The 20143-nt window shown below is 38.2% G+C and carries 20 protein-coding genes, 11 tRNA genes, 1 rRNA gene and 1 pseudogene; 2 read left to right on the top strand and 31 right to left on the bottom strand.

What is annotated here, in order from left to right; all coding sequences use genetic code 11:
• The 13 genes and pseudogenes from ACFSUL_RS08760 to ACFSUL_RS08700 form a co-directional block, all read right to left on the bottom strand.
• Positions 1-207 (bottom strand): 16S ribosomal RNA (locus tag ACFSUL_RS08760); the annotation flags it as partial.
• Positions 208-379: 172 nt separating this feature from the next.
• Positions 380-453, bottom strand: a tRNA-Gly gene (locus tag ACFSUL_RS08755).
• Between the two features lie 14 nt (positions 454-467).
• A tRNA-Pro gene (locus tag ACFSUL_RS08750) sits at positions 468-544 on the bottom strand.
• A gap of 42 nt (positions 545-586) precedes the next feature.
• Positions 587-663 (bottom strand) — tRNA-Arg (locus ACFSUL_RS08745).
• A 10-nt stretch (positions 664-673) separates the two neighbouring features.
• Positions 674-759, bottom strand: a tRNA-Leu gene (locus tag ACFSUL_RS08740).
• A 71-nt stretch (positions 760-830) separates the two neighbouring features.
• Positions 831-912: transfer RNA gene (locus tag ACFSUL_RS08735), tRNA-Leu, on the bottom strand.
• Between the two features lie 14 nt (positions 913-926).
• Positions 927-1002, bottom strand: a tRNA-Lys gene (locus ACFSUL_RS08730).
• 5 nt (positions 1003-1007) lie between these two features.
• A tRNA-Gln gene (locus tag ACFSUL_RS08725) sits at positions 1008-1082 on the bottom strand.
• Between the two features lie 72 nt (positions 1083-1154).
• Positions 1155-1231: transfer RNA gene (locus ACFSUL_RS08720), tRNA-Asp, on the bottom strand.
• Positions 1232-1277: 46 nt separating this feature from the next.
• Positions 1278-1349, bottom strand: a tRNA-Glu gene (locus tag ACFSUL_RS08715).
• A gap of 11 nt (positions 1350-1360) precedes the next feature.
• A tRNA-Ser gene (locus ACFSUL_RS08710) sits at positions 1361-1451 on the bottom strand.
• Between the two features lie 7 nt (positions 1452-1458).
• A tRNA-Asn gene (locus ACFSUL_RS08705) sits at positions 1459-1533 on the bottom strand.
• 196 nt (positions 1534-1729) lie between these two features.
• A pseudogene (locus ACFSUL_RS08700) lies at positions 1730-2193 on the bottom strand (SprT family protein).
• Between the two features lie 83 nt (positions 2194-2276).
• Between ACFSUL_RS08700 and cmpA the strand changes: the two are divergent.
• Entirely contained in the window at positions 2277-2390 is a 114-nt protein-coding gene (cmpA, locus tag ACFSUL_RS08695) for a cortex morphogenetic protein CmpA (protein ID WP_377934588.1), read from the top strand.
• A gap of 68 nt (positions 2391-2458) precedes the next feature.
• Here cmpA and ACFSUL_RS08690 read toward each other — a convergent pair whose 3' ends face one another.
• The 14 genes from ACFSUL_RS08690 to acpS all read right to left on the bottom strand — a co-directional run bounded on the left by ACFSUL_RS08690 (position 2459) and on the right by acpS (position 14467).
• Positions 2459-4627, bottom strand: a complete 2169-nt coding sequence (locus ACFSUL_RS08690; RefSeq protein ID WP_377934586.1) for a Tex family protein — start codon at positions 4625-4627, stop codon at positions 2459-2461.
• 124 nt (positions 4628-4751) lie between these two features.
• A complete protein-coding gene (locus tag ACFSUL_RS08685; protein ID WP_377934584.1) occupies positions 4752-5348 on the bottom strand; it encodes a PP2C family serine/threonine-protein phosphatase in 597 nt (198 codons plus the stop codon).
• Positions 5348-6142 carry an RNA polymerase sigma factor SigB gene (gene sigB, locus ACFSUL_RS08680; protein WP_377934582.1) on the bottom strand — a complete coding sequence of 265 codons (795 nt, stop codon included), beginning with the start codon at positions 6140-6142 and terminating at the stop codon, positions 5348-5350. The genes ACFSUL_RS08685 and sigB overlap by 1 nt, the downstream gene beginning before the upstream one ends.
• Complete coding sequence (gene rsbW, locus ACFSUL_RS08675; protein WP_071413494.1) at positions 6120-6590, bottom strand: anti-sigma B factor RsbW; 471 nt, start codon at positions 6588-6590, stop codon at positions 6120-6122. Before rsbW ends, sigB begins: the two co-directional genes overlap by 23 nt.
• The gene (locus ACFSUL_RS08670) at positions 6587-6919 is read right to left on the bottom strand and encodes an anti-sigma factor antagonist (protein WP_377934580.1); all 333 of its coding nucleotides are present in this window, start codon (positions 6917-6919) and stop codon (positions 6587-6589) included. Before ACFSUL_RS08670 ends, rsbW begins: the two co-directional genes overlap by 4 nt.
• Positions 6920-7194: 275 nt before the next feature.
• Positions 7195-8205 (bottom strand): PP2C family protein-serine/threonine phosphatase, encoded by a 1011-nt coding sequence (locus tag ACFSUL_RS08665; RefSeq protein ID WP_377934578.1) that lies wholly within the window; start codon positions 8203-8205, stop codon positions 7195-7197.
• Between the two features lie 9 nt (positions 8206-8214).
• On the bottom strand, positions 8215-8616 hold the full coding sequence (locus tag ACFSUL_RS08660; protein ID WP_377934576.1) for an anti-sigma regulatory factor: 402 nt from the start codon (positions 8614-8616) through the stop codon (positions 8215-8217).
• 3 nt (positions 8617-8619) lie between these two features.
• Positions 8620-8976: an STAS domain-containing protein gene (locus ACFSUL_RS08655; protein ID WP_071413498.1), complete on the bottom strand. Its 357-nt coding sequence runs from the start codon at positions 8974-8976 to the stop codon at positions 8620-8622.
• Entirely contained in the window at positions 8973-9803 is an 831-nt protein-coding gene (locus ACFSUL_RS08650; RefSeq protein ID WP_377934573.1) for an RsbT co-antagonist protein RsbRA, read from the bottom strand. The genes ACFSUL_RS08655 and ACFSUL_RS08650 overlap by 4 nt, the downstream gene beginning before the upstream one ends.
• A 488-nt stretch (positions 9804-10291) precedes the next feature.
• On the bottom strand, positions 10292-10642 hold the full coding sequence (locus ACFSUL_RS08645; RefSeq protein ID WP_071413500.1) for a type II toxin-antitoxin system PemK/MazF family toxin: 351 nt from the start codon (positions 10640-10642) through the stop codon (positions 10292-10294).
• Positions 10643-10646: 4 nt separating this feature from the next.
• The gene (locus tag ACFSUL_RS08640; RefSeq protein ID WP_071413501.1) at positions 10647-10928 is read right to left on the bottom strand and encodes a CopG family ribbon-helix-helix protein; all 282 of its coding nucleotides are present in this window, start codon (positions 10926-10928) and stop codon (positions 10647-10649) included.
• A 250-nt stretch (positions 10929-11178) separates the two neighbouring features.
• A complete protein-coding gene (gene alr / locus ACFSUL_RS08635; RefSeq protein ID WP_377934570.1) occupies positions 11179-12360 on the bottom strand; it encodes an alanine racemase in 1182 nt (393 codons plus the stop codon).
• 253 nt (positions 12361-12613) lie between these two features.
• Entirely contained in the window at positions 12614-13624 is a 1011-nt protein-coding gene (locus ACFSUL_RS08630; RefSeq protein ID WP_377934568.1) for a LolA family protein, read from the bottom strand.
• Positions 13625-14116: 492 nt separating this feature from the next.
• Complete coding sequence (gene acpS / locus ACFSUL_RS08625) at positions 14117-14467, bottom strand: holo-ACP synthase (protein WP_377934566.1); 351 nt, start codon at positions 14465-14467, stop codon at positions 14117-14119.
• Positions 14468-14622: 155 nt separating this feature from the next.
• On the opposite strand from acpS, the gene ACFSUL_RS08620 reads away from it, so the two are divergent.
• Entirely contained in the window at positions 14623-15210 is a 588-nt protein-coding gene (locus ACFSUL_RS08620; RefSeq protein WP_377934564.1) for a rhomboid family intramembrane serine protease, read from the top strand.
• A 100-nt stretch (positions 15211-15310) separates the two neighbouring features.
• Here the strand turns inward: ACFSUL_RS08620 and ACFSUL_RS08615 are convergent, their stop codons facing one another.
• From ACFSUL_RS08615 to ACFSUL_RS08600, 4 genes are all read right to left on the bottom strand, one after another.
• Entirely contained in the window at positions 15311-16852 is a 1542-nt protein-coding gene (locus ACFSUL_RS08615; protein WP_377934562.1) for a PH domain-containing protein, read from the bottom strand.
• On the bottom strand, positions 16842-17321 hold the full coding sequence (locus tag ACFSUL_RS08610; RefSeq protein WP_377934560.1) for a PH domain-containing protein: 480 nt from the start codon (positions 17319-17321) through the stop codon (positions 16842-16844). Before ACFSUL_RS08610 ends, ACFSUL_RS08615 begins: the two co-directional genes overlap by 11 nt.
• Positions 17322-17420: 99 nt before the next feature.
• The gene (gene uvsE, locus ACFSUL_RS08605) at positions 17421-18380 is read right to left on the bottom strand and encodes a UV DNA damage repair endonuclease UvsE (protein WP_377934558.1); all 960 of its coding nucleotides are present in this window, start codon (positions 18378-18380) and stop codon (positions 17421-17423) included.
• Positions 18381-18470: 90 nt separating this feature from the next.
• A complete protein-coding gene (locus ACFSUL_RS08600; RefSeq protein WP_377934556.1) occupies positions 18471-19448 on the bottom strand; it encodes an NERD domain-containing protein in 978 nt (325 codons plus the stop codon).
• Between the last annotated feature and the right edge of the window lie 695 nt (positions 19449-20143).

Genomic DNA, 20143 nt, shown 5'->3' with positions numbered 1-20143 from the left:
TCAATCTCTCTTTATGCAAAGAAAGATGTTATCCGGTATTAGCCCCGGTTTCCCGGAGTTATCCCGGTCTTAAAGGTAGGTTACCCACGTGTTACTCACCCGTCCGCCGCTAACATCAGGGAGCAAGCTCCCATCTGTTCGCTCGACTTGCATGTATTAGGCACGCCGCCAGCGTTCGTCCTGAGCCAGGATCAAACTCTCCGAAAGATGTTTGATTAGCTCTTTTAAAATAAAACTTGAATTAACGTTGACGTTTTGCTTTGTTCAGTTTTCAAAGTTCAATACTCTACTTCTTTCTTAAGAAGCAACTTTTATATCATATCATTTAACTCAATTTCATGTCAATGATTTTTTAAAAGTTTTGTTTAGTTAAAATAATTGGAGCGGGTGATGGGAATCGAACCCACGACATCAGCTTGGAAGGCTGAGGTTTTACCATTAAACTACACCCGCATATGTTTTTTTAGTGGTCGGGAAGACAGGATTCGAACCTGCGACCCCTTGGTCCCAAACCAAGTGCTCTACCAAGCTGAGCTACTTCCCGTTATAAGTGTTCTAACAGCTCGCTAGTAGAATTAATTGAAAATGGCGCGCCCGAGAGGAGTCGAACCCCTAACCTTTTGATCCGTAGTCAAACGCTCTATCCAATTGAGCTACGGGCGCATAAATTAGTTGGTGCGGCCGAGAGGACTTGAACCTCCACGGGGTCGCCCCCACTAGGCCCTCAACCTAGCGCGTCTGCCATTCCGCCACGACCGCGTCTTAAGCGACAAACACTATTATATATCAGGTACTCGATAAAGTCAATAGTTTATTTTAAAATACCTTGATGCGGGTGAAGGGACTTGAACCCCCACGCCTTGCGGCGCCAGATCCTAAGTCTGGTGCGTCTGCCAATTCCGCCACACCCGCATAATAATAAAAAATGGTGAGCCATGAAGGATTCGAACCTTCGACCCTCTGATTAAAAGTCAGATGCTCTACCAACTGAGCTAATGGCTCATTAATGGCTGGGCTAGCTGGATTCGAACCAGCGCATGACGGAGTCAAAGTCCGTTGCCTTACCGCTTGGCTATAGCCCATCGTTTTAATGACGAGGTTTATATACTAACATAACCTACTCACTAATGTCAAGACTTCTTTTTTAAAAATAATGGCGGTCCGGACGGGACTCGAACCCGCGACCTCCTGCGTGACAGGCAGGCATTCTAACCAACTGAACTACCGGACCGAAATGAAACAGACTACCACAGCAGCCTGTCCCAAAAGATAATAGATGACCCGTACGGGATTCGAACCCGTGTTACCGCCGTGAAAGGGCGGTGTCTTAACCACTTGACCAACGGGCCATAGAATGTAATGGCGGAGAAGGAGGGATTTGAACCCTCGCGCCAGTTACCCGACCTACACCCTTAGCAGGGGCGCCTCTTCAGCCACTTGAGTACTTCTCCTCAACTATGGCTCCGCAGGCAGGATTCGAACCTGCGACCGATCGGTTAACAGCCGATAGCTCTACCACTGAGCTACTGCGGAATAATGTTGTTTTTGTCTTATCGACTCTTTGTATTATATAGACTCTTAGTAACACTGTCAACTATTTTTTAGATTAAAAATAAGATTTATTCAATCACGGGGACAAAAAAGTTCAAGAAAACACAGACACGAATAAAGGAGACTGATTTTACAATGGCGTTCAACAGTTTTTAATAACTTCTTACCTAAAAAGCACTTATGTCAGCATCTCCTCTTTTATTAATTTCAGTTTCCCATTACATTTGCCACAAACATATCGCTCTGTGTCAATTCTCCTCTTTCTTCTATAGATGGTATTACATTCACCACACCCATAAACAACTAATTTTTGCTTTTTTTACTAACTTCTAAAGGCGTGCAATGTCTAGGAGCATCCACTTTTCGCAGAAGTGTTTTAAAATCCTGATCCCTATGTTTATATCCTTTACCTTCAATATGAAGATGATAATGGCATAACTCATGTTTTATTATTCCAATCAATTCTTTTTTTCCATGTTCTTCAAGATATTTTTTATTTATCTCTATATCATGGCTTTGTAATAGATATCTTCCTCCCGTAGTCTTCAACCTTGGATTGAAGCGAGCTTTATGACGAAAGGGTTTTCCAAATAAGTTAGTTGAAATTTCTTTTACCAACTTCTCTAATTCTCTATTAATCATATTCCTTCTCCTTTTTTACGAACATGACAACCTATATGTGCATAAACTATATATCAACCTAACTCGATAAAGGAGGCTCTTATATGCCTAAATGGCTAATCAAGCAAATGAGGAAAGCCTACCTTGAAAAAGACCGTTATCAAATTAAACTACTTAATCAGTGCTGGTATTTTTACAGAAAGAAACATATTTCGTAATGGAATACGGGGATGTCCCAAAGCTTCATATGCATATAGGAACACCCCCGACATATTTATATTGGTTTTTAATGAACCATTGTGAGTGCTACCCTTCCCTTTTGAACATCGACTCCTTCAACCCAAACAGTAACTACGTCTCCAACAGAGACGACATCTAGGGGGTGTTTCACAAAACCTTTTTTCAACTTGGAGATATGGACAAGCCCATCCTGTTTTACTCCAATATCTACAAAAGCCCCAAAATCGACTACATTACGAACGGTTCCTTGAAGTTCCATTCCTTCTTCTAAGTCTTCTAATTTTAAAACGTCCTTTTTTAATAACGGTTTTGGAAGTTCGTCACGCGGATCACGTCCAGGTCTGATGAGCGCATCTATTATATCCTTTAGTGTCAACTCTCCTATACCAGTAGATGCAGCAACTTCTGTTAAATTCAGCTTCTCCAATGCATGCTTTAACTCTTCACTTCCAATGGCTTCTTCTTCAAAACCTAATTCACGAATAAGGTTCTTTACTTCTTGATAGTTTTCGGGATGAATAGAAGTTCGGTCAAGCGCTTCGTCTCCATCTAGTATTCTCAAAAACCCAATACACTGTTCGTATGTTTTTGCTCCAAGACGAGGTATTGCCTTTAGTTGTTTTCTAGAAGCGAACTTTCCTTCTTCTTCTCTTTTCTTCACAACATTTTTGGCAACCGTTTTGGAAAGCCCTGATACATATTGTAGAAGCGATGCTGATGCGGTATTCACATTAACCCCAACTTGGTTAACGGCTGTTTCTACCACAAAAGTAAGAGAATCATTAAGCTTCTTTTGGGAAACGTCATGCTGATATTGTCCTACGCCTACAGATTTCGGGTCAATCTTCACTAGTTCCGCCAATGGATCTTGAAGTCTTCTCGCAATTGAAACAGCACTGCGCTCTTCCACTTGAAAATCCGGAAATTCTTCTCGCGCAATTTCTGAAGCTGAATACACACTTGCTCCCGCTTCATTTACAATAAGATAAAAGACTTCCCTATCTAGTTCTTTGAGAATATCTACTACAAATTGCTCTGTTTCACGGGATGCTGTACCATTCCCAACAGCAATCATTTCAATATTATATTGCTCAATCAACTTTTTCATTGTGCTTTCAGCCTGCTCTTGTTTCTGCTTAGAAAGATGAGGATAAATAACATTAATACCAAGTACCTTACCTGTTTCGTCTACTATAGCCAGTTTACAACCTGTACGGTAGGCCGGATCGACTCCAAGGACCATCTTTCCTTTTAATGGTGGCTGAAGTAACAGTTTCCTTAAATTCTCAGAAAAGATATGAATTGCACGATCTTCCCCTTTATCTGTTAGCTCACTGCGAATCTCTCTTTCAATTGATGGTTGAATTAATCGCTTATAGCTGTCTTCAATCGCCTCTTGCACTATTACAGCTGCACCAGAGTTTTCATTTTTGATTAAACATTTGTTTAGATAGTTAAGGATTTTCTCTACATCCGTTTGGATAGAAATCCGTAAAACATCTTCCTTTTCTCCACGGTTCATCGCCAATACACGGTGAGGGACTACTTTACTAACCGGCTCTACATATTCATAGTACATTTCAAAGACGTTTTTCTCGTCAAGCTCTTGTTTCTTAACCTTTGATTCTATTACACCGGTACGAAACGTTTCTTTTCGAATCCATTCTCTAAACTTAGCATCATCCGCTACGTATTCAGCAATTATATCCTTTGCTCCAGCAATAGCTTCCTCCACAGTAGTAACCTTTGCTTCGTCAGACAGATATTTCATTACCTCATCCTTAACATCTGCTTGTGATGGAAAGGATAATAACCATTGTGCAAGTGGTTCTAGACCTTTCTCTTTCGCTACTGTCGCCTTTGTTCTTCGCTTTTGTTTATAGGGACGATATAAGTCTTCCACAGTTTGCAACTTATCCGCTTTCTGAATATCAGCTGTTAACTCTGGGGTAAGTTTACCTTGTTCTTCAATCAGCCTAATAACTTCTTCTTTTCTTTGCTCAAGATTCTGCAAGTAATTCCATTGATCCATAATGGCACGAATCTGAACTTCATCCAATGCCCCTGTTTGCTCTTTTCGATAGCGAGCGATAAAGGGGACTGTATTTCCTTCATCTAGTAACTTGATAACACTTTTCACATTTTTTAATGGTGTATTAATTTGCTTTGTAATTTTATGTAGTAACTGCTCTTCAATGTCTAATACTTTTTCCAATCTGATAACCTCCATCCATCTGTATCTTCATTAATTTTAGCACACTCCTGTTGAAAAGGCCGAAAAGCGGCAATAACAGTCAGCTTAGTCAGCCCGCTGCAACTAGAAAGAAGCTTACTCAAATCTAGAGTAAGCTTCCTATCATGTAAGTAGTATCGTCTGCAGTGTCATCTACGTAATGTTGAATATAGCAAAGAATATCACGCATCGTTCTTTTTTGTTGAAGAATATTCTTTACTCCAGTAATGTTCAGGCCATCTGAATGAATTAAAAATCGAGAGTTTTCTTGAAACGAAAATCGCTGTGTTTTATATTTTTGCGGGCGCCCTGAAAGATACCCCGTTACAGGAAGTGGGTATGTCAACTTTCCTTCGGGGGAATACAGATAAAATCTGATGTTTCCTACACAACTATAGACAAACTCTCTGGAGTGATAAAATACTTTTAAGATTGCAACCGCTGCTCCTCTTTTGCTAGCGAGCGAGCTGTTACACATCTTCATTAACGTATCAATATCCTTCTCATGATGTTCTTTCACTATTTCGGCAACTACACTGGATGATTCATACGCATACTTTCCACTTCCAAGACCATCAGCCAATATACAAATAAAATAATCATTTGTAGAAGTATAATAAAAACTATCTCCACAATAAGGATCTCCGTGCTTAGATGTTTGTTCTGCATATAATTCAATGTTATGTTTTTGAAAATACGGCATTACAAGTAGCTCTCCGCACGCTGAGACTCGTCTTGAATTGCTTCCCTTAGCTTTTTTATCGCTCTTCTTTGTAAACGAGAAACATGCATTTGAGAAATCTCTAGTTTTTCACCAGCTTCTTTTTGACTGAGATTATCTAAGTATGTGTATTGAATTATTAGTCTTTCTCTTTCGGATAAAACATGCAATACCTTTTCTAGCACGAGTTTTTGATTAACTTTTTCATATCCTTCTTCTTGCTCTCCGACAATATCAAGAATCGTCACCGTACTTCCTTCAGAGTCCGCCTCAATGGAGTGGTCGACACTTAACGCTTGATAACTCCTCCCCATCTCCATTGCTTCTAGTACTTCTTCCTCTGTAACCTCTAGGTAATCAGCGATTTCTTGTACTTTTGGAGATCTTCCAAGGGTGTTCGTTAATTCCTCTACTGTTGTTTTGATTTTAGGTCCAAGTTCTTTAATTCTTCTCGGTACATGTACACTCCATGTTTTATCTCGAAGAAATCTTTTAATTTCTCCTATAATAGTAGGAATAGCAAAAGCTTCAAACGACTTCCCATAGGAAACTTCATACCTACGTATCGCTCCTAGCAACCCAAGCATACCAACTTGAACCATATCCTCATGGAACGATTTCCCTTTTGAGTATTTTCGGGCGAGCGATTCGACGAGACTTCGATAATGAAGAACAAGCATCCTCTGTGCTTCATCATCCTGGCTTTCTTGATAATCTTGAATCCACCTGATGATTTGTTTTTTATCTAATTGATCAGGTTGAGATAGTTTTTGCATCCCTCTCCACCTGCTCTCCTTCTAGGAATTTAGTCATGAAGACTGTCACTCCTTCCTTATGGTGAACTTTCACCTCATCCATCAGGCTTTCAATTAGGTATAACCCTAATCCGCCTTCTCTTAAAAATTCAACGGAGTGTTCTGCATTATATGGCCCTACCTCTTGACGAATCGCTTTGAAATCGAAGCTCTCTCCATCATCTGCAACCATAACTTCAAGCCTATTTTCATATAGAGCAAACCCTACAATTACTTCCCCATTATCATCCTTATAGGCATGTTGTACAGCATTTGTAATTGCTTCACTCGTAGCAATTTTTAAATCTTCAATGGAATCATACATAAACCCCATCCGACTCGCTATTCCCGATAAAGTCAAACGAATGACACCTATATACTCAGGCTTTGCAGGAATTTTCATTTCGATGTAATCAAAAGCTGACATCATTCCACTCCACCTTCTACTTCTGATTTAATGTTCATAATATCTCCCAAACCAGTAATATCAAATAAACGTCTTAACCGTTCAGAAAGTCCCGACAAAATGAGCTGGCCATTGTTTTTCTTTATTGTCTTGAATAAACCAACGAAAACACCTAAACCGGTACTATCCATATAAGACACGCCTGATAAATCTACTGTAATTACCTGATTAAGCTTTTCTGCAGAAGGCTGTAGATTCTCTTTTAACTGAGGAGCTGTGTACGCATCAATTTCACCTGAGATGGAGACAAAAAGTTCTTTATCTCGCTCTTTAAGATCTATTGTTAAGTTCATAAAAAAACCACCTTTATGCCCGATTTCATTGAATTAGTTTAGTTTTATGCCTAGTGTCTGCTGATTACTCGCGGTATCAATCCCCTGCAGACATAGACACTTCGCTAAATGTTTATGTATGTCATCATTTTCTAAAATAGAAGTAGCGACATACACGTTTGCCTCTTTAGAAAGTAAATAAATTACCTCGACCAAGCGACTTTTCTTTTTGTACAGTTCCCGCGGTTACGCTACTACTTTCCCTATACCCTGTAAATACGAAGGGTAAACTAACTTTACGAGATTCTTTTAACAATAATGAGTGTAAAATCATCCCTTAGTTCAAAGTGCTGTAATTTTTCAAGTTCTTTATATACATTATTAACGATTTCCTGAGAAGAAAGATGTTGATAGTTACGTATCAGCTGAATAATATCTTTCCTTTCAATAAACCCTTCTTCTGTCCGACATTCTGTAACTCCATCAGAAAACAGAATAATCATATCACCGATATCTACTTTTCTTTCATAGGCCTGATATCTTGCTTTTTTGTCCACTCCAAGCAATAGCCCTTTTGCATCAAGATCTTCAAATTGATTGGTTGATGAACGATAGTAAAATCCGGGTTCATGGCCTGCAGAGGCATATGTAAAAGCGTGATTATCTAAATTATACATTCCGTAAAACATTGTAATGAACATGCTTATGTCCACATTTTGCTCTACCACTCTGTTCAAACTTTCCAAAACGGAACTTGGATCTTGTCGGTGTTCTGGGAGGCTTTCCATTGCATATTTGATCATCGACATGCAAAGAGCAGCAGGAATCCCCTTCCCTATAACGTCCGCAATAGCTACACTTACTACTTCATTGTCATCTTGAACAAAGTGATGGTAGTCACCATTCATCTTTCTAGCTGGAACACTTATCGCTCCTATATCAAGTTCTTCCGTCTCCGGTATCTTTGTACCGAGGAGGGTTTGTTGCATATTGGACGCAATATCGATTTCATTATTAAGTTCTTGCTGCTTACTTCGTAAACTTTGATGTTCTCGATAAGCAAATCCATAGCCAATCATAACTTCTAGTAAAATATCAAAAGAATTAAGAACCTTTTCTGAAAGCTCCGGCTCCATCTCAAGAATGGCACTTTTATGTAAGCTGATAATTTCTTCCGGCGAGACATGGTGTTCAATCGTTTTTCTACTGAATTTCTGACCTAAATAAAGCGCTTGTTCCTCTTGTTTTTTTATATAAGTTTCTAAAATTTCCTTATATCTCGAATCCATAAGCTCTCTAAAACTCATGATATCCTCCTAACGAAGCCATTTAGTCGCACGTATATCAGTACCTTCTCCAGGGGTAGATTCTACGTTAAACTCATCCATTAAACGTTTAACTCCTGGCAGACCGGCTCCCAATCCTCCAGAAGTAGAAAATCCATCTTCCATTACTCTTCGAATATCACTGATACCTGGTCCATCATCACTAGCAATGATTTGTACGCCCTTTTTACCAGCATCTTGCTTTTTTTCAATATAAATCTGGCCATGACCAGCATATAAATAGATGTTTCGGGCTAGTTCGCTAATTGCTGTCGTAATTCTCGCTTGGTCAACTGTGCCAAATCCAAGCTCTTTCGCTACATTTCTCCCTAACTGGCGGGCAGCTACGATATCCCATTCGTTGGTGATTCTCACGTAGGGTTGGTTATCCATACACTAGTCCCCCAGTTCCAATTGTAGTTTCTCTAAACCTTTTTCTAAATCTAAGGCCGTTAGTACATCTTCCAACTGAATACCGAGTTCAATCAAAGTAATCGCAACGGCAGGCTGAATTCCAGTGATGACAACCTTTGCCCCCATTAGTCTAGACATACCAATAACATCGCCAAGAACTTTCGCAATAAACGAATCGATAAAGTCGATGGAAGTAATATCAATAACTACTCCCCTAGCACTTGTCTCATGGATTTTATGAAGCAAGTCCTCTTGAAACTGAAGGGCTGTTTGATCATCCAATTCCCACTGTATGGAAATTAACAAACAATCATATAGTTTTAAAATTGGGATTCTCATTCTATACCCTCCTTTTTAACAATTTTTCTATTAGTCATTTCAAGAGCCTGCTCAATTCCTTTGCGCAAGGTACTATTTGTACTAAATTGATTTAGGTTAATTCCTAAATTAACAATAGTTTGAGCAATTTCTGGTCTAATACCTACCAACATACACTTTGCCCCAACTAACCGAACAGCTTCTGCCGCTTGAATAATATGGTGAGCTACCATTGTGTCTACTACAGGTACACCTGTAATATCAATTAAAACGACTTCTGCACGGTGTTTTACAACCCCACTCAAAAGGTTTTCCATAATCTGTCTTGCTCTTTCTGTATCAATCGTTCCAACTAGTGGCATGACGGAAATTTTTTCAAAAACCGGAATCAATGGTGCAGACAATTCTTGAAGGGCTATCTTTTGCAATGATACCGTTTTCTCCCAAGATTCCGTATAGGCTGTGATCACTTGGTTATTCATAGGTGTTAACCATTGATCAAAATACTGAACAAAATCCTCATAATTATCTTTCGTTATTGTGTTACTTCTTTTTAAATGATCATAGACGACACGTTCAAACGTTTTTAGACCAGTTGTTACAAAAGTTAACGGCCATCCCAATTTAACAATCTTTAAAGCAAAGTCTTCTAATTTCGAATCAAAATTGACGGAGTTCACTAAATTAGAAACGATAAGATCAACGAACTCATTGCTTGTTTTAGTAAAAATTTGATCGGAGACTACATCAACAATCTTTTCATCTGCTTCTTCTTTCACAATCTCCATCCACTTTTTCACAAAATATGATTTATTTTCTTGGATAACATCCATTACTTGACTATACATCCCATTTCTTCTCCCCATTCTATCACATGTTTTTTATAGAATTCCTTTCCCCTAAGGAGTGTAATGTAAACTTAAACTACTTTACATCAACCAGCAATATTCGCATATCCCCAAAGAAGTTTTTATCAAAAATTGAAAAAAATAATGATGAACTTCTTGTATCTACTATCCATTATAAATATTTAGTAGAATTTTGTCACAATTTCATTTACTAATTTTGAAGTATGAATGAAAGTACAAGTAGATTATCTAGAGTCGACAAGCTTTTAAGATTCTACTGAAGGACTGATTGAACTGGACATATTTATGCGTGACATTTAGCTGCAAACAGGTAGGTACTAGACGCTAAAACCAAATAAGGATTTTTCCAGATACAAAAAAAGATTACTTCTGAAGGGGATTTCCTCTCCCTTCAGAAGTAATCTTTTTAAAAGTGTTAATTAGTAAAAGTCCCACGTTAGGCATTTAGATGAAAAGCAAGGATTAAGCTAAAACTGAATTAGCCCGACACTTATCTGGAGTGCATCATCAACTTTCTCCATCATTTCATCGTCTAGATGGGTAATCTTATCCGTTAATCTTTGTTTATCAATAGTTCGAATTTGTTCGAGTAGAATAACAGAATCCCTTTCAAAGCCATAACGCTGTGCATCAATTTCAACGTGAGTAGGTAGTTTTGCTTTTTGAATTTGAGCTGTAATGGCAGCTACTATTACAGTGGGACTAAACCGATTCCCGATGTCGTTTTGTATTACAAGTACCGGTCGAACTCCGCCTTGTTCAGAACCCACAACAGGGGAAAGGTCTGCAAAATACACGTCACCACGCTTAACAATCAAAGTTTTAACCTCCGCTTACTAAGCGTTCGACTGTATTTTCTGCTTCATATTCAGCTTGAATAGCCTCCGAAGCAATTGCTAAATTTATCTTAGCCATTTCCATATATCCACGTCTCATTGATTCACGGATTTGTCGCTTCTTTCTTTCTCTTAAATACATCTTTGTTGCTCGGTAAATAAACTCGTTGCGATTTACGTTTTCTTGTTCTGCAAAGCCGTCTAATTCCGTTACGAGTTGTTCTGGTAAGCGAATTAAGATTTCTGTTGTTGCGCTGGACTCAGACACAAGCTACACCTCCACCAATCACTACATACCGTTTCATTTTTTAACATATTAATCATACCATCAAACGTCCACGATGAAAAGACAATTTATTAATCCCTTCTATTATCCTCCAACTTAATCACTAATTATGCACTTTCACCCTATACTTCCTATTATTTGATAAAGTAAAATTTCAATCAGCAGGTGGGTTTCCTCCACCCCCCATTCTTCTTCAGCTATCCCAAACCTTTAAACTGAGGGTTACTGTCCGTTAACGCGGGGTAAGTCCGGAAGAAGAAAGTAGCTTATTAGACACTTCAATTAGTTCCCCATTCCTTATATAAATACGCGGAACTCGGTTAGTAATAATACAAGGAATTTCATAATTTATTGTCTCAAGTTTTGCAGCGACTTCATCCATGGAAATCACATTATCCCCTTGTCTTCCAATAAGTGTGACTTTCGTTCCAGTAGCTACTTTCTCAGGAAGCTTGATCATACATTGATCCATACAGATCCGACCAACAATAGGGCACCTTTTTCCATTAACTAGAACCTCTTGCCCTTGGAGTTTACGTATCCAACCATCTGCATAACCAATAGGCAATGTTCCAATCCATTCTGTTTCCTCCGACTCATACGTCGCTCCATAACTAACTTTGTCACCTGCTAGAAGTTCCTTAGCGTGTACAAGTCTAGAATGTAACGAAAACACCTGACTCAACTGTACCGGAAGTTTATTTTTAATTTCCATTGAAGGGGAAAGGCCATACATAGCTATTCCAATTCTAATAGCATTGAAATGCGTTTTCTTATGCATTAAAGCTGCTGCGCTATTCGAGCTGTGAATATACTTCGGTAATTTCTCTAGTGATGCCATCATCTCTTTAAAAATACTATACTGCTTTTCTAAATAAGAAGTATCCAATTCGTCCGCTGTTGCAAAGTGAGTAAAAAGTCCTTCAAATTGAAAAATTGGCTGGTTCTCTATATATCTTTCAATCGATTTTAATTCTTCTATACTCCGTACTCCAATTCTCCCCATACCGGTATCACATTTAATATGGAGCTGCAATAGATCAGAAGCAGACAAATACTTTTCCGCCTCTTTTAACCATTCTTCTTGAAAAACAGTTAGGGAAATATGATGTTCTGCCGCTAGTTTAACATCCTTTGGTCTCGTTGCACCTAATACTAAAATCGGTGCTTCAATTCCCTTTCTCCTTAATGACAATGCCTCGTCTAGAAAAGCAACAGCTAGCCCATGTACACCCGCTTCTAAAGCGGTCATTGCCGTCTGCACATCTCCGTGGCCATACGCATTCGCTTTAACAACAGCAAAAATGGCAATATCTTTAGGAGTGTGTTCTTTTATTTGCTTTACATTTTTAAATAAATTATCTAAATCAATTTCAACCCAAGTATCACGAAAAAACTGTGTTTGAGTTTCCAACCTGTTCACTTCCTCTGTGCTAACAAAACAATTTAATATATTCAAGAATAACATTGATTATTCATCGAATTCTAGCTCCTGTCAAATGTAATATTCCCTAATAACCATTTATATACAGAAAAAAGTGCTTTAGGTAATAAAATAGAGGGGGGTGCCGTTAAAGTGCAGTGTGTCGAAAGAGAAGAATCTAAATTTCCTTGAACAAAAAATAAGGGCTAAACCTATTAGGCCAGCCCTATTCATTCATATGAAGTTATTTTCCAATAGAACCTTGTACAGATTGCGCTACTGTCACTAACTCATCTGGTGTTAATTCGTTAGAAGCGAGCATATAGTCGACTCCATCATGTGTCCAGGTAATGGAATTATCCGTCAATGCTGCCATTGTGTACCCAAGATTAACTAGTTCCCCTTCTAGAGTAGTAGATACAGTCATTGTCGGAACCACTTCCGCTTTTTCTTGTATCAATGTAAAGGATTTTTCTCCTTCATACGTTAATACTACGCGCTTTCCATTTTCTGTTGAAACTTCTTTTTCTTCCACTAGTTCAGCACCAGCAGCTTGCTCTGGATATAGCACGCTAAACTCTTCTTCTTCCACATTAGCATTCACTGGTACTTCGAGTTGTGCACCCGTCATATTTTTCTTCATATCAAAATCTTTTTTATCAAATGAGGCTTTCGTATCCATTTTTGAAAAGTCAACTGCCACCAAAGCATTCTTATCTGCATCCATCACTTTTACAGAAGCAGGCGTAAGATCTTTTTTATTAAACATAATTTCCTGAGTTGGTAACATTTGATTATTTTGGTAACGTGTTTTTGTTTCAAATACATAGTGGTCCTTTGTTGTCTCAAACTTTGCATCTTTATCTTCAAGAACATCTTTTACTAAAGACTCATATAAGTAGGCTTGACTGCTGTTTTTTGGCCAATCACTTTGGAAACGGAAACTCTTATTCAATGCAGGTGTTAAAACAAAAACCCCTTCATCATTCCGCAAAATCATTTGGCTTTGGTCTTTAGCCGCGTTCTTTAATTCTACCCGGTAATAATTAGGGTCATTATGCCAAACTTCCACATCATACGTCTGAGGCTCTTCTCCAACTTGTAATGTCATCTTCGCCTCAGCTTTATAACCTTTCATCTCTTCCACCTTTGCTTTTAACTCCTCTGTCACATCCTCCTTTGTCTTTTCTCCACAAGCAGCAAGTACGAAAACCGTTAACATGGCCATCAACAGGACTACTAGCTTCTTTTTCACTTCTCCAACCCCTTTTGTCTCAATTAAAGTGTAGCTACATACAGTGAAACTTCAATCAGTGGGGCTTTCACTCCCTACTAATTGTTAGTTGAACCAACCAAGCATTTACGGGTAGTTATCGCCCTACCTAGGCTTCTTTGACTCCTCTAAACCTTGAGATAGGGGAGTACTTCCCTTTAATGCAGGATACAAATGCAAGTAGCTCTACTAATTAGGCAATTACTATTAGTCACCCCTCAACGGGATACTAACAAGTAGATAATGCAAGATACACGTAAATGAGAGAGGGGAAGACCAAAGTTTAACAATGGACGGTGGTGAATGCTTAAACCGCTCCTAGCTCTGTATTCATTCCCAATGATAAACACTTCAACAACCGCGATTATTAAACATTAGCCCTGTCTCTCCTATTGCACTATTGAATATATGAGACAACCTTTTTAATTATGCAACAGAAGATGACGAGCTTTAATTTATTTTAACTTCCTTTCATTACTCCTCTACAATGACTTGGGCTGCTGCAAAATCTTTACTATGGGTAATAGATAAATGCGCTCGGACTTTTGCTGGCTTTGAAAAATAAGGCTTGCCAAGTTTATCTTTACTTACTTCAATATCTTGAAAAGATAGATCCGTCCCGATCCCTGTACCGTTCGCTTTTGCATAAGCTTCCTTTGCTGAAAATCTGCCTGCAAGAAATTCCACTTGACGCCATCCTTGATACTGGTGAAACTGCGCTTGTTCCTTTTCTGTTAAAACACGTTCAATAAATTTCCCATGCCGCTTCATAATCATTTCAATCCTCGACATCTCTACAATATCCAAACCAATTCCCTTAATCATATTCATTTCCCTTCTATTCTTGTCCATTTTTGAATAAATTGTAAGTACTTACTTTTCATCTTTCTAGTTCATTTTAACAGCTAAAAAATTCACCTATCCGCTCATATCCATTATGATAAAGACAACAAGCAGAATAAAGACAGGAGGTTGCCCCTATGTTTGTCAGAACCGAAAGTTTTTCTCAATTTATACGGTTATACCCCATTGTATCCTTTATTGTAGGTATTCATATTGTTATCTTTGGGGTGAACTTAGTCCCGTTCCTACCTGAAATATGGATTTATGAACATCTCGCTGGAGTAAATCTTTTTATTCAAGAAGGAGAATGGTGGCGGCTTATTACACCTATATTCGTTCATATTGGATTTGCTCATTTCCTATTTAATACCTTTTCGCTCATCCTATTTGCTCCCCCACTAGAACGCTACTTGGGCAAACTGAAATTTCTTGCTCTTTATTTTCTAAGTGGCATCATCGCCAACGTCGCGACATTTATACTTAAACCGTTGACGTACAGCCATGTCGGTGCATCTGGTGCGATTTTTGGTCTTTTCGGATTCTATTTATCAATGGTTGCGTTCCAAAATCACATTTTATCAAAAGAAAGTAAACAAGTTATCCTTCCTATTGTCGTTATTGGGTTCTTGATGACATTTTTTCAATCAGGAATTAACGTAACTGCCCATATTGTTGGTTTAGCCTCTGGATTTGTATTCGGTTGGCTAGCTACAAAAAATAACTGATGGGCTTATTTCCTTCCTTACCTTTAATCAATGTCGACCATAAGAAAAAAGACTGATCACACCGCATTCTTAGGTGGTCAGTCTTTTCTTTTCTTTTGGGTTACAGTCCCTCTCCTAATATCTCTTGCTCTTTAAAGGTAATAGTCGGACTTGGTGCCTTTTTCTTTTCATTACCTTGTGAAAACCATTTATATATTTCGTGAAGGTCATCCGTATCTAGGTCTTTAATTTCACTTGAATACCCAAGTGCACCCGACTTGATGGTCGTATGCAAACTTCCTAATTCTTTTCGATCCTGCCACCAGCTTTCCTTCCTGTCTAGGGCTTGGATACGATTCTTTTTCAAAAATAAAGTTTGTTTTACTAATCTTCTATATCGTAAGGAAAGTTGGTTGTTTTCAATATTCCAACCGGCATCTTTAAAATGCATATATCCCCAAAAACCTAAAGGAATAAACAACAATCCTCCTAATAAACCGTACGGCCAAAATGCGATGGAAGCCGCAATGGTTATTGGAATAACCCAGAAGACACTTCTGATGAGATACCTTATAAGGGAACGCTTGGGAAGCACATGAAAATCTTCCGCAATATGATAATCAGGAAATACTTTTGTTAAAATTTCCTTGACCTCTCGTTTTGAAATTAATGGTATTAACTTAATATCTTTACTGTCTTTATCAAGGACAGAACCCCCAGCACTCTCAATTTGAATCGTTGCAAAACCTAGTGGCTGACGAATTATATTTTCCACTATCCTGATCCCTTGAATACGGTTCAACGGAATAGTAATCTGTTTCTTTTCTAAAAGACCTCGAGTAATAATAATATTTTCATCTTTTAGTCTCACTGTAAAATCTGCATAAACAATCAATGTCCAGCCTATCGATAGAATCCAAGCTACTAGCAAGCCTGCAAATACCATTACGGATACAAATAAAATACCACTACGCACAAACTCCTCAAGCTCATTAAAAATGGCTTCATATGGAATGAACTCTCCAAACTGCGAAAGAAAAATAAGTACACCAGAGATAATGACTCCAATGCCACCCGACGTAGAAGCCATAATCAAAATATCTTTTACGCTCATTTTATAAAGCACTTTTGCCTCTTGCTTTACCTCTTTTATGTCTTCAGCAGGTGATTCTTCTTGACTAGTATTTTGCACAGATTTGCCTTTGTTCTTTTCTCTATAAATAATATCTTCTAATTCCTTTGCTTCCTCTTTCGGAATTGCAGTCAGTTCTGCTTCCGCTTGCTGTGTATCAGTAGATCCTGCTGTTTCTACTTTGACTTTCACCAAACCGAATGGACGATGCAGTATCCCTTCAGAAAAATTCAAGCTCTGAATCCTGTCGAAGGGAATATAGCGTTTTTTCTTAACAAACAACCCATACTCCATTTTAAGTTCGCCATCTTCTAATCGATACGTAAATCGAAGCCATTTTATTATTCCAGCAGCTAGTACAAACACAAGAGTTACTGCAATAGCGATAAGAGGCATATACTCCCAAAAGCTACTTTTTTCCCCACGACCTAATACACCAATCGCAACAAAAGGAATAATCAATTCTTTTAGCTGTTTTATGAAACTTGCAACAGCAGAAATCGGATGCAGACGCTTATATTCAGACATCATCTTCCGCCACCCTTGCTAGTAAAGAAATCGAAGTACGCAACTCATCAGCTTCACTTGTTTCTAAAGCAGGAATTTCATGTTTCGTTGCTGCTGTCGATATCGTTATCGTAGAAAGGTTATATTTTTTTAATATTGGTCCCTGTCCTGTATCAACATGCTGAACCCGAACCATTGGTACCAATGTTCTTTTCACGATAATAATTCCACGCTGCAACTCGATTTCCTGTTCTCTTACCTCATAGCGCCACCTTCTCCAGCGTAGCTTCGGGAGTATCGATACAAAAATATAGGTGACAGCGATAGACACAATAAATAATCCAACAACAATTCCCCAATGCCAATCAAATAGTATTGTTAACACCAAGGCGGCAATGGAAATAATCCACATAATAGCAGCATACATCATTCCGTATAAACGCCATACCTTCAGTGCTTTTTCAGAAATCCTTTTTTGCGGCTCCCCTCTCATCTTTCCCCCTCCTTCTCGATCACAGTGAATCCTATACTAATTATACGAAATAATTGAGATTAGGTTTCAACTTTATGTAATCTCACTATCAGGAAGCTACTAAATAGAAAATGAACCCTCGTTAATCCATTCTATATAGGGCTCTTTTTTCAAATCCTCCACCAATTTAAATAGCGCCTCATCCTTCTTTTTTGCCTCAATCATACAATCTATTTCTTTCACGCTCCCCTTTATTTCATGTAGAAAGTTGATAAACATTTTAGAGTCTACATATTCAGCATGTGCCTTAAACTCTTTTTCCGAACGCGGACTAGAAATATGCATTTTTATTGGAAGAGGGGAATTCCCCCATGTATCCTTGATCCTTTCCCAATCCTCTTGCCAATCCTTTTGATGATTAGCAAGGTGGTGATGATAGTCAAACACTAAAGGTATTCCTAGCTTCTCACATAAATACAATGTATCACTTGCACTAAATATCGTATCGTCATTTTCTAAAATAACTAACTCCTGTAGCTTGCGGGGAGTCAATCCCCAATTATGAATAAACTGCTCCAACGCTTTTTCCTTATCATCATAGGCCCCACCAACGTGGAGGACACAGCGATGCTTTGGAGAAACATCCATTCCCTTTAGTAAAGTCCTGTGCATATCAAGTGTCCGGAATGTATTCTTTAAAACGTCTTTGTCTGAAGTATTCAAGACCACAAAATGATCTGGATGAAACCCAACCCTCATCGGATGCTCCTTTATGTAATGACCAATCTCCTCCAAGGCCTCGCTCAACGGATTTATAAAATCCCAGCCTTTTAATTCAGGATGATTTGCCAACGGGATCAACTTAGAACTAAACCGAAAAAACTTTATATCGTGAGCAACATTATGCTTTAACAAACGCAAACAATTATGCAAGTTTGAATTCGCAATCCTCTCTAGCTTACCAATCGCAGCTTCCTTATCATTCAATTGACTAAACTGCTTAAAAGTCATCGTTTGCGAAGGGGAAGCATTCTGCAATTGTGTACTCATCGCTACATACCCTAACCGAACTAGCGTCATTAATTGGTTCCTCCTTTGATGTGTTATGAGTTTGGTTTAGTATTTCCTTTAGAAGGAGGTAAATATTTATAGAGCGGATGTTTGAAAAAACTACGAGGAAGGCAAAAAATACTTTCTCGCCCTTCCAGTACCGGAGAAAGATAAATTAGAGGTTTGAAGTAGTCTATAACCTGTTTTATTTGAGGAAATATGAGCAAAGTGGCAAAATTGTCGGGTAGTAATGGAATCGTTTAATAAAAGAAAATAATCACTCAAGGCATTATTGTGTGCATCATGTTTCCATTCCCTACATGTTGAACAAAACCAAGAGCCATGCGTCCTAACCATTGGAGACTTCTCACATGAAGGACATAGAACACCAGTAGCAATATTCTCTATTGAAAGATTAAACAACTTCATCAAATTTTCTGGTGGAGATGGTCTGTGATCTTTAAGCAGCCCCCGTGAAACTCTTTTCAGCTGCTTATCATCAAACTTTTGCGTCTTAATCATTTTAGATAATTCATAGACTTTATTTACTAAACTATGCCCGTGAATAACTTTCTTTATATCAGCCCGGTTATTACCATTAGCAAACTTTAGAATCGTAGCTGGATTACTGACTACTACCAAATATTCTATTGGAATAGACGGGAATTTCCTGCTTTTCATCCACTGCATTAATTGAATTCTATGCCTTTTCACTTGAGCAATCGGACACTGAAAACCTTCTTCTTTCTCGTTGTATACCCTAACCATTTGCTCACGATCAGGGTCAAAAATCAAAGTGCCGGAAATGTTTTTAACTTCTAATATAAGAACAAATTGAGGAAAAATTAGAAGGGTGTCAATCTGAAAAAAGTGGGGACCATAGGGGAGTCGAAGATTTTGAAAAACTCTTATCTCTTTCTTTTCTATCGTTAATAAATCCGTATAATAGTCTACACTTAATTCCCCCTTATAACCTTTATATCTCTTTTTTAATTCTGCTTCAATTTCTGGTATCAACTCATGCCTTTTTAACAGCCTTCTTAACAACGCTTCATATTGCTGTATTTTCATTGGCACTTCTCTTTCTTTTACAATCAACATATCCCTCCTCGTCTATTTATTAATAAAATACATTCTCTATTTTATTGAAAATACCTTTAAAAAGCTGAAAAATTTTATTTATCATTTTGGTATGTAGCAAGTGTATTTAGTCCTGGTAAGAGATATTTTTCTTGTTGAGGGGATTCTGGACATATTTTGAGATTTTCTGGACACTTTTCTTCGATTTCTGGACACTTTCTTGAGCTTACCGGACACTTTGAACGATTTTCTAGACAAATCATCTTGCTTTTTGGACAATTTTACTTTTTTTGGAAATACTATTCGTTTTTCTACGCGAAAAGGACGCTTTTCCTGTCATCGGGCTTTCGGACATATTTTTAGATTTACTAGACACTTTTCTCCGATTTCTGGACATTTTCTTGAGCTTACTGGACACTTTGAATGCTTTTCTAGACAAATCATCTTGCTTTTTGGACAATTTTACTTTTTTTGGAAATCCTATTCGTTTTTTCTACGCGAAAAGGACGCTTTTCCTGTCATCGGGCTTCCAGACATATTTCTAGATTTTCTGGACACTTTTCTCCGATTTCTGGACATTTTCTTGAGCTTACTGGACACTTTGAATGCTTTTCTAGACAAATCATCTTGCTTTCTGGACAATTTTACTTTTTTTGGAAATACTATTCGTTTTTTCTACGTGAAAAGGACGCTTTTCCTGTCATCGGGCTTCT

The organism is Bacillus seohaeanensis (genome assembly GCF_042684945.1).
In the GTDB taxonomy this organism is placed as follows: Bacteria; Bacillota; Bacilli; order Bacillales; family Bacillaceae_B; genus Rossellomorea; species Rossellomorea seohaeanensis.
This window is presented reverse-complemented; position numbering and strand designations above follow the sequence as displayed.

What these genes read in the sequence shown, in the direction of transcription:
- ACFSUL_RS08655 (WP_071413498.1), bottom strand. Translation starts at nt 8,976, where the DNA reads ATGAGAATCCCAATTTTAAAACTATATGATTGTTTGTTAATTTCCATA.
- rsbW (WP_071413494.1), bottom strand. Translation starts at nt 6,590, where the DNA reads ATGATGTCAGCTTTTGATTACATCGAAATGAAAATTCCTGCAAAGCCT.
- ACFSUL_RS08670 (WP_377934580.1), bottom strand. Translation starts at nt 6,919, where the DNA reads ATGAACTTAACAATAGATCTTAAAGAGCGAGATAAAGAACTTTTTGTC.
- cmpA (WP_377934588.1), top strand. Translation starts at nt 2,277, where the DNA reads ATGCCTAAATGGCTAATCAAGCAAATGAGGAAAGCCTACCTTGAAAAA.
- ACFSUL_RS08685 (WP_377934584.1), bottom strand. Translation starts at nt 5,348, where the DNA reads ATGCCGTATTTTCAAAAACATAACATTGAATTATATGCAGAACAAACA.
- ACFSUL_RS08650 (WP_377934573.1), bottom strand. Translation starts at nt 9,803, where the DNA reads ATGTATAGTCAAGTAATGGATGTTATCCAAGAAAATAAATCATATTTT.
- ACFSUL_RS08610 (WP_377934560.1), bottom strand. Translation starts at nt 17,321, where the DNA reads ATGAGAGGGGAGCCGCAAAAAAGGATTTCTGAAAAAGCACTGAAGGTA.
- sigB (WP_377934582.1), bottom strand. Translation starts at nt 6,142, where the DNA reads ATGCAAAAACTATCTCAACCTGATCAATTAGATAAAAAACAAATCATC.
- ACFSUL_RS08660 (WP_377934576.1), bottom strand. Translation starts at nt 8,616, where the DNA reads ATGGATAACCAACCCTACGTGAGAATCACCAACGAATGGGATATCGTA.
- acpS (WP_377934566.1), bottom strand. Translation starts at nt 14,467, where the DNA reads ATGATTAAGGGAATTGGTTTGGATATTGTAGAGATGTCGAGGATTGAA.
- uvsE (WP_377934558.1), bottom strand. Translation starts at nt 18,380, where the DNA reads ATGACGCTAGTTCGGTTAGGGTATGTAGCGATGAGTACACAATTGCAG.
- ACFSUL_RS08615 (WP_377934562.1), bottom strand. Translation starts at nt 16,852, where the DNA reads ATGATGTCTGAATATAAGCGTCTGCATCCGATTTCTGCTGTTGCAAGT.
- ACFSUL_RS08620 (WP_377934564.1), top strand. Translation starts at nt 14,623, where the DNA reads ATGTTTGTCAGAACCGAAAGTTTTTCTCAATTTATACGGTTATACCCC.
- ACFSUL_RS08665 (WP_377934578.1), bottom strand. Translation starts at nt 8,205, where the DNA reads ATGAGTTTTAGAGAGCTTATGGATTCGAGATATAAGGAAATTTTAGAA.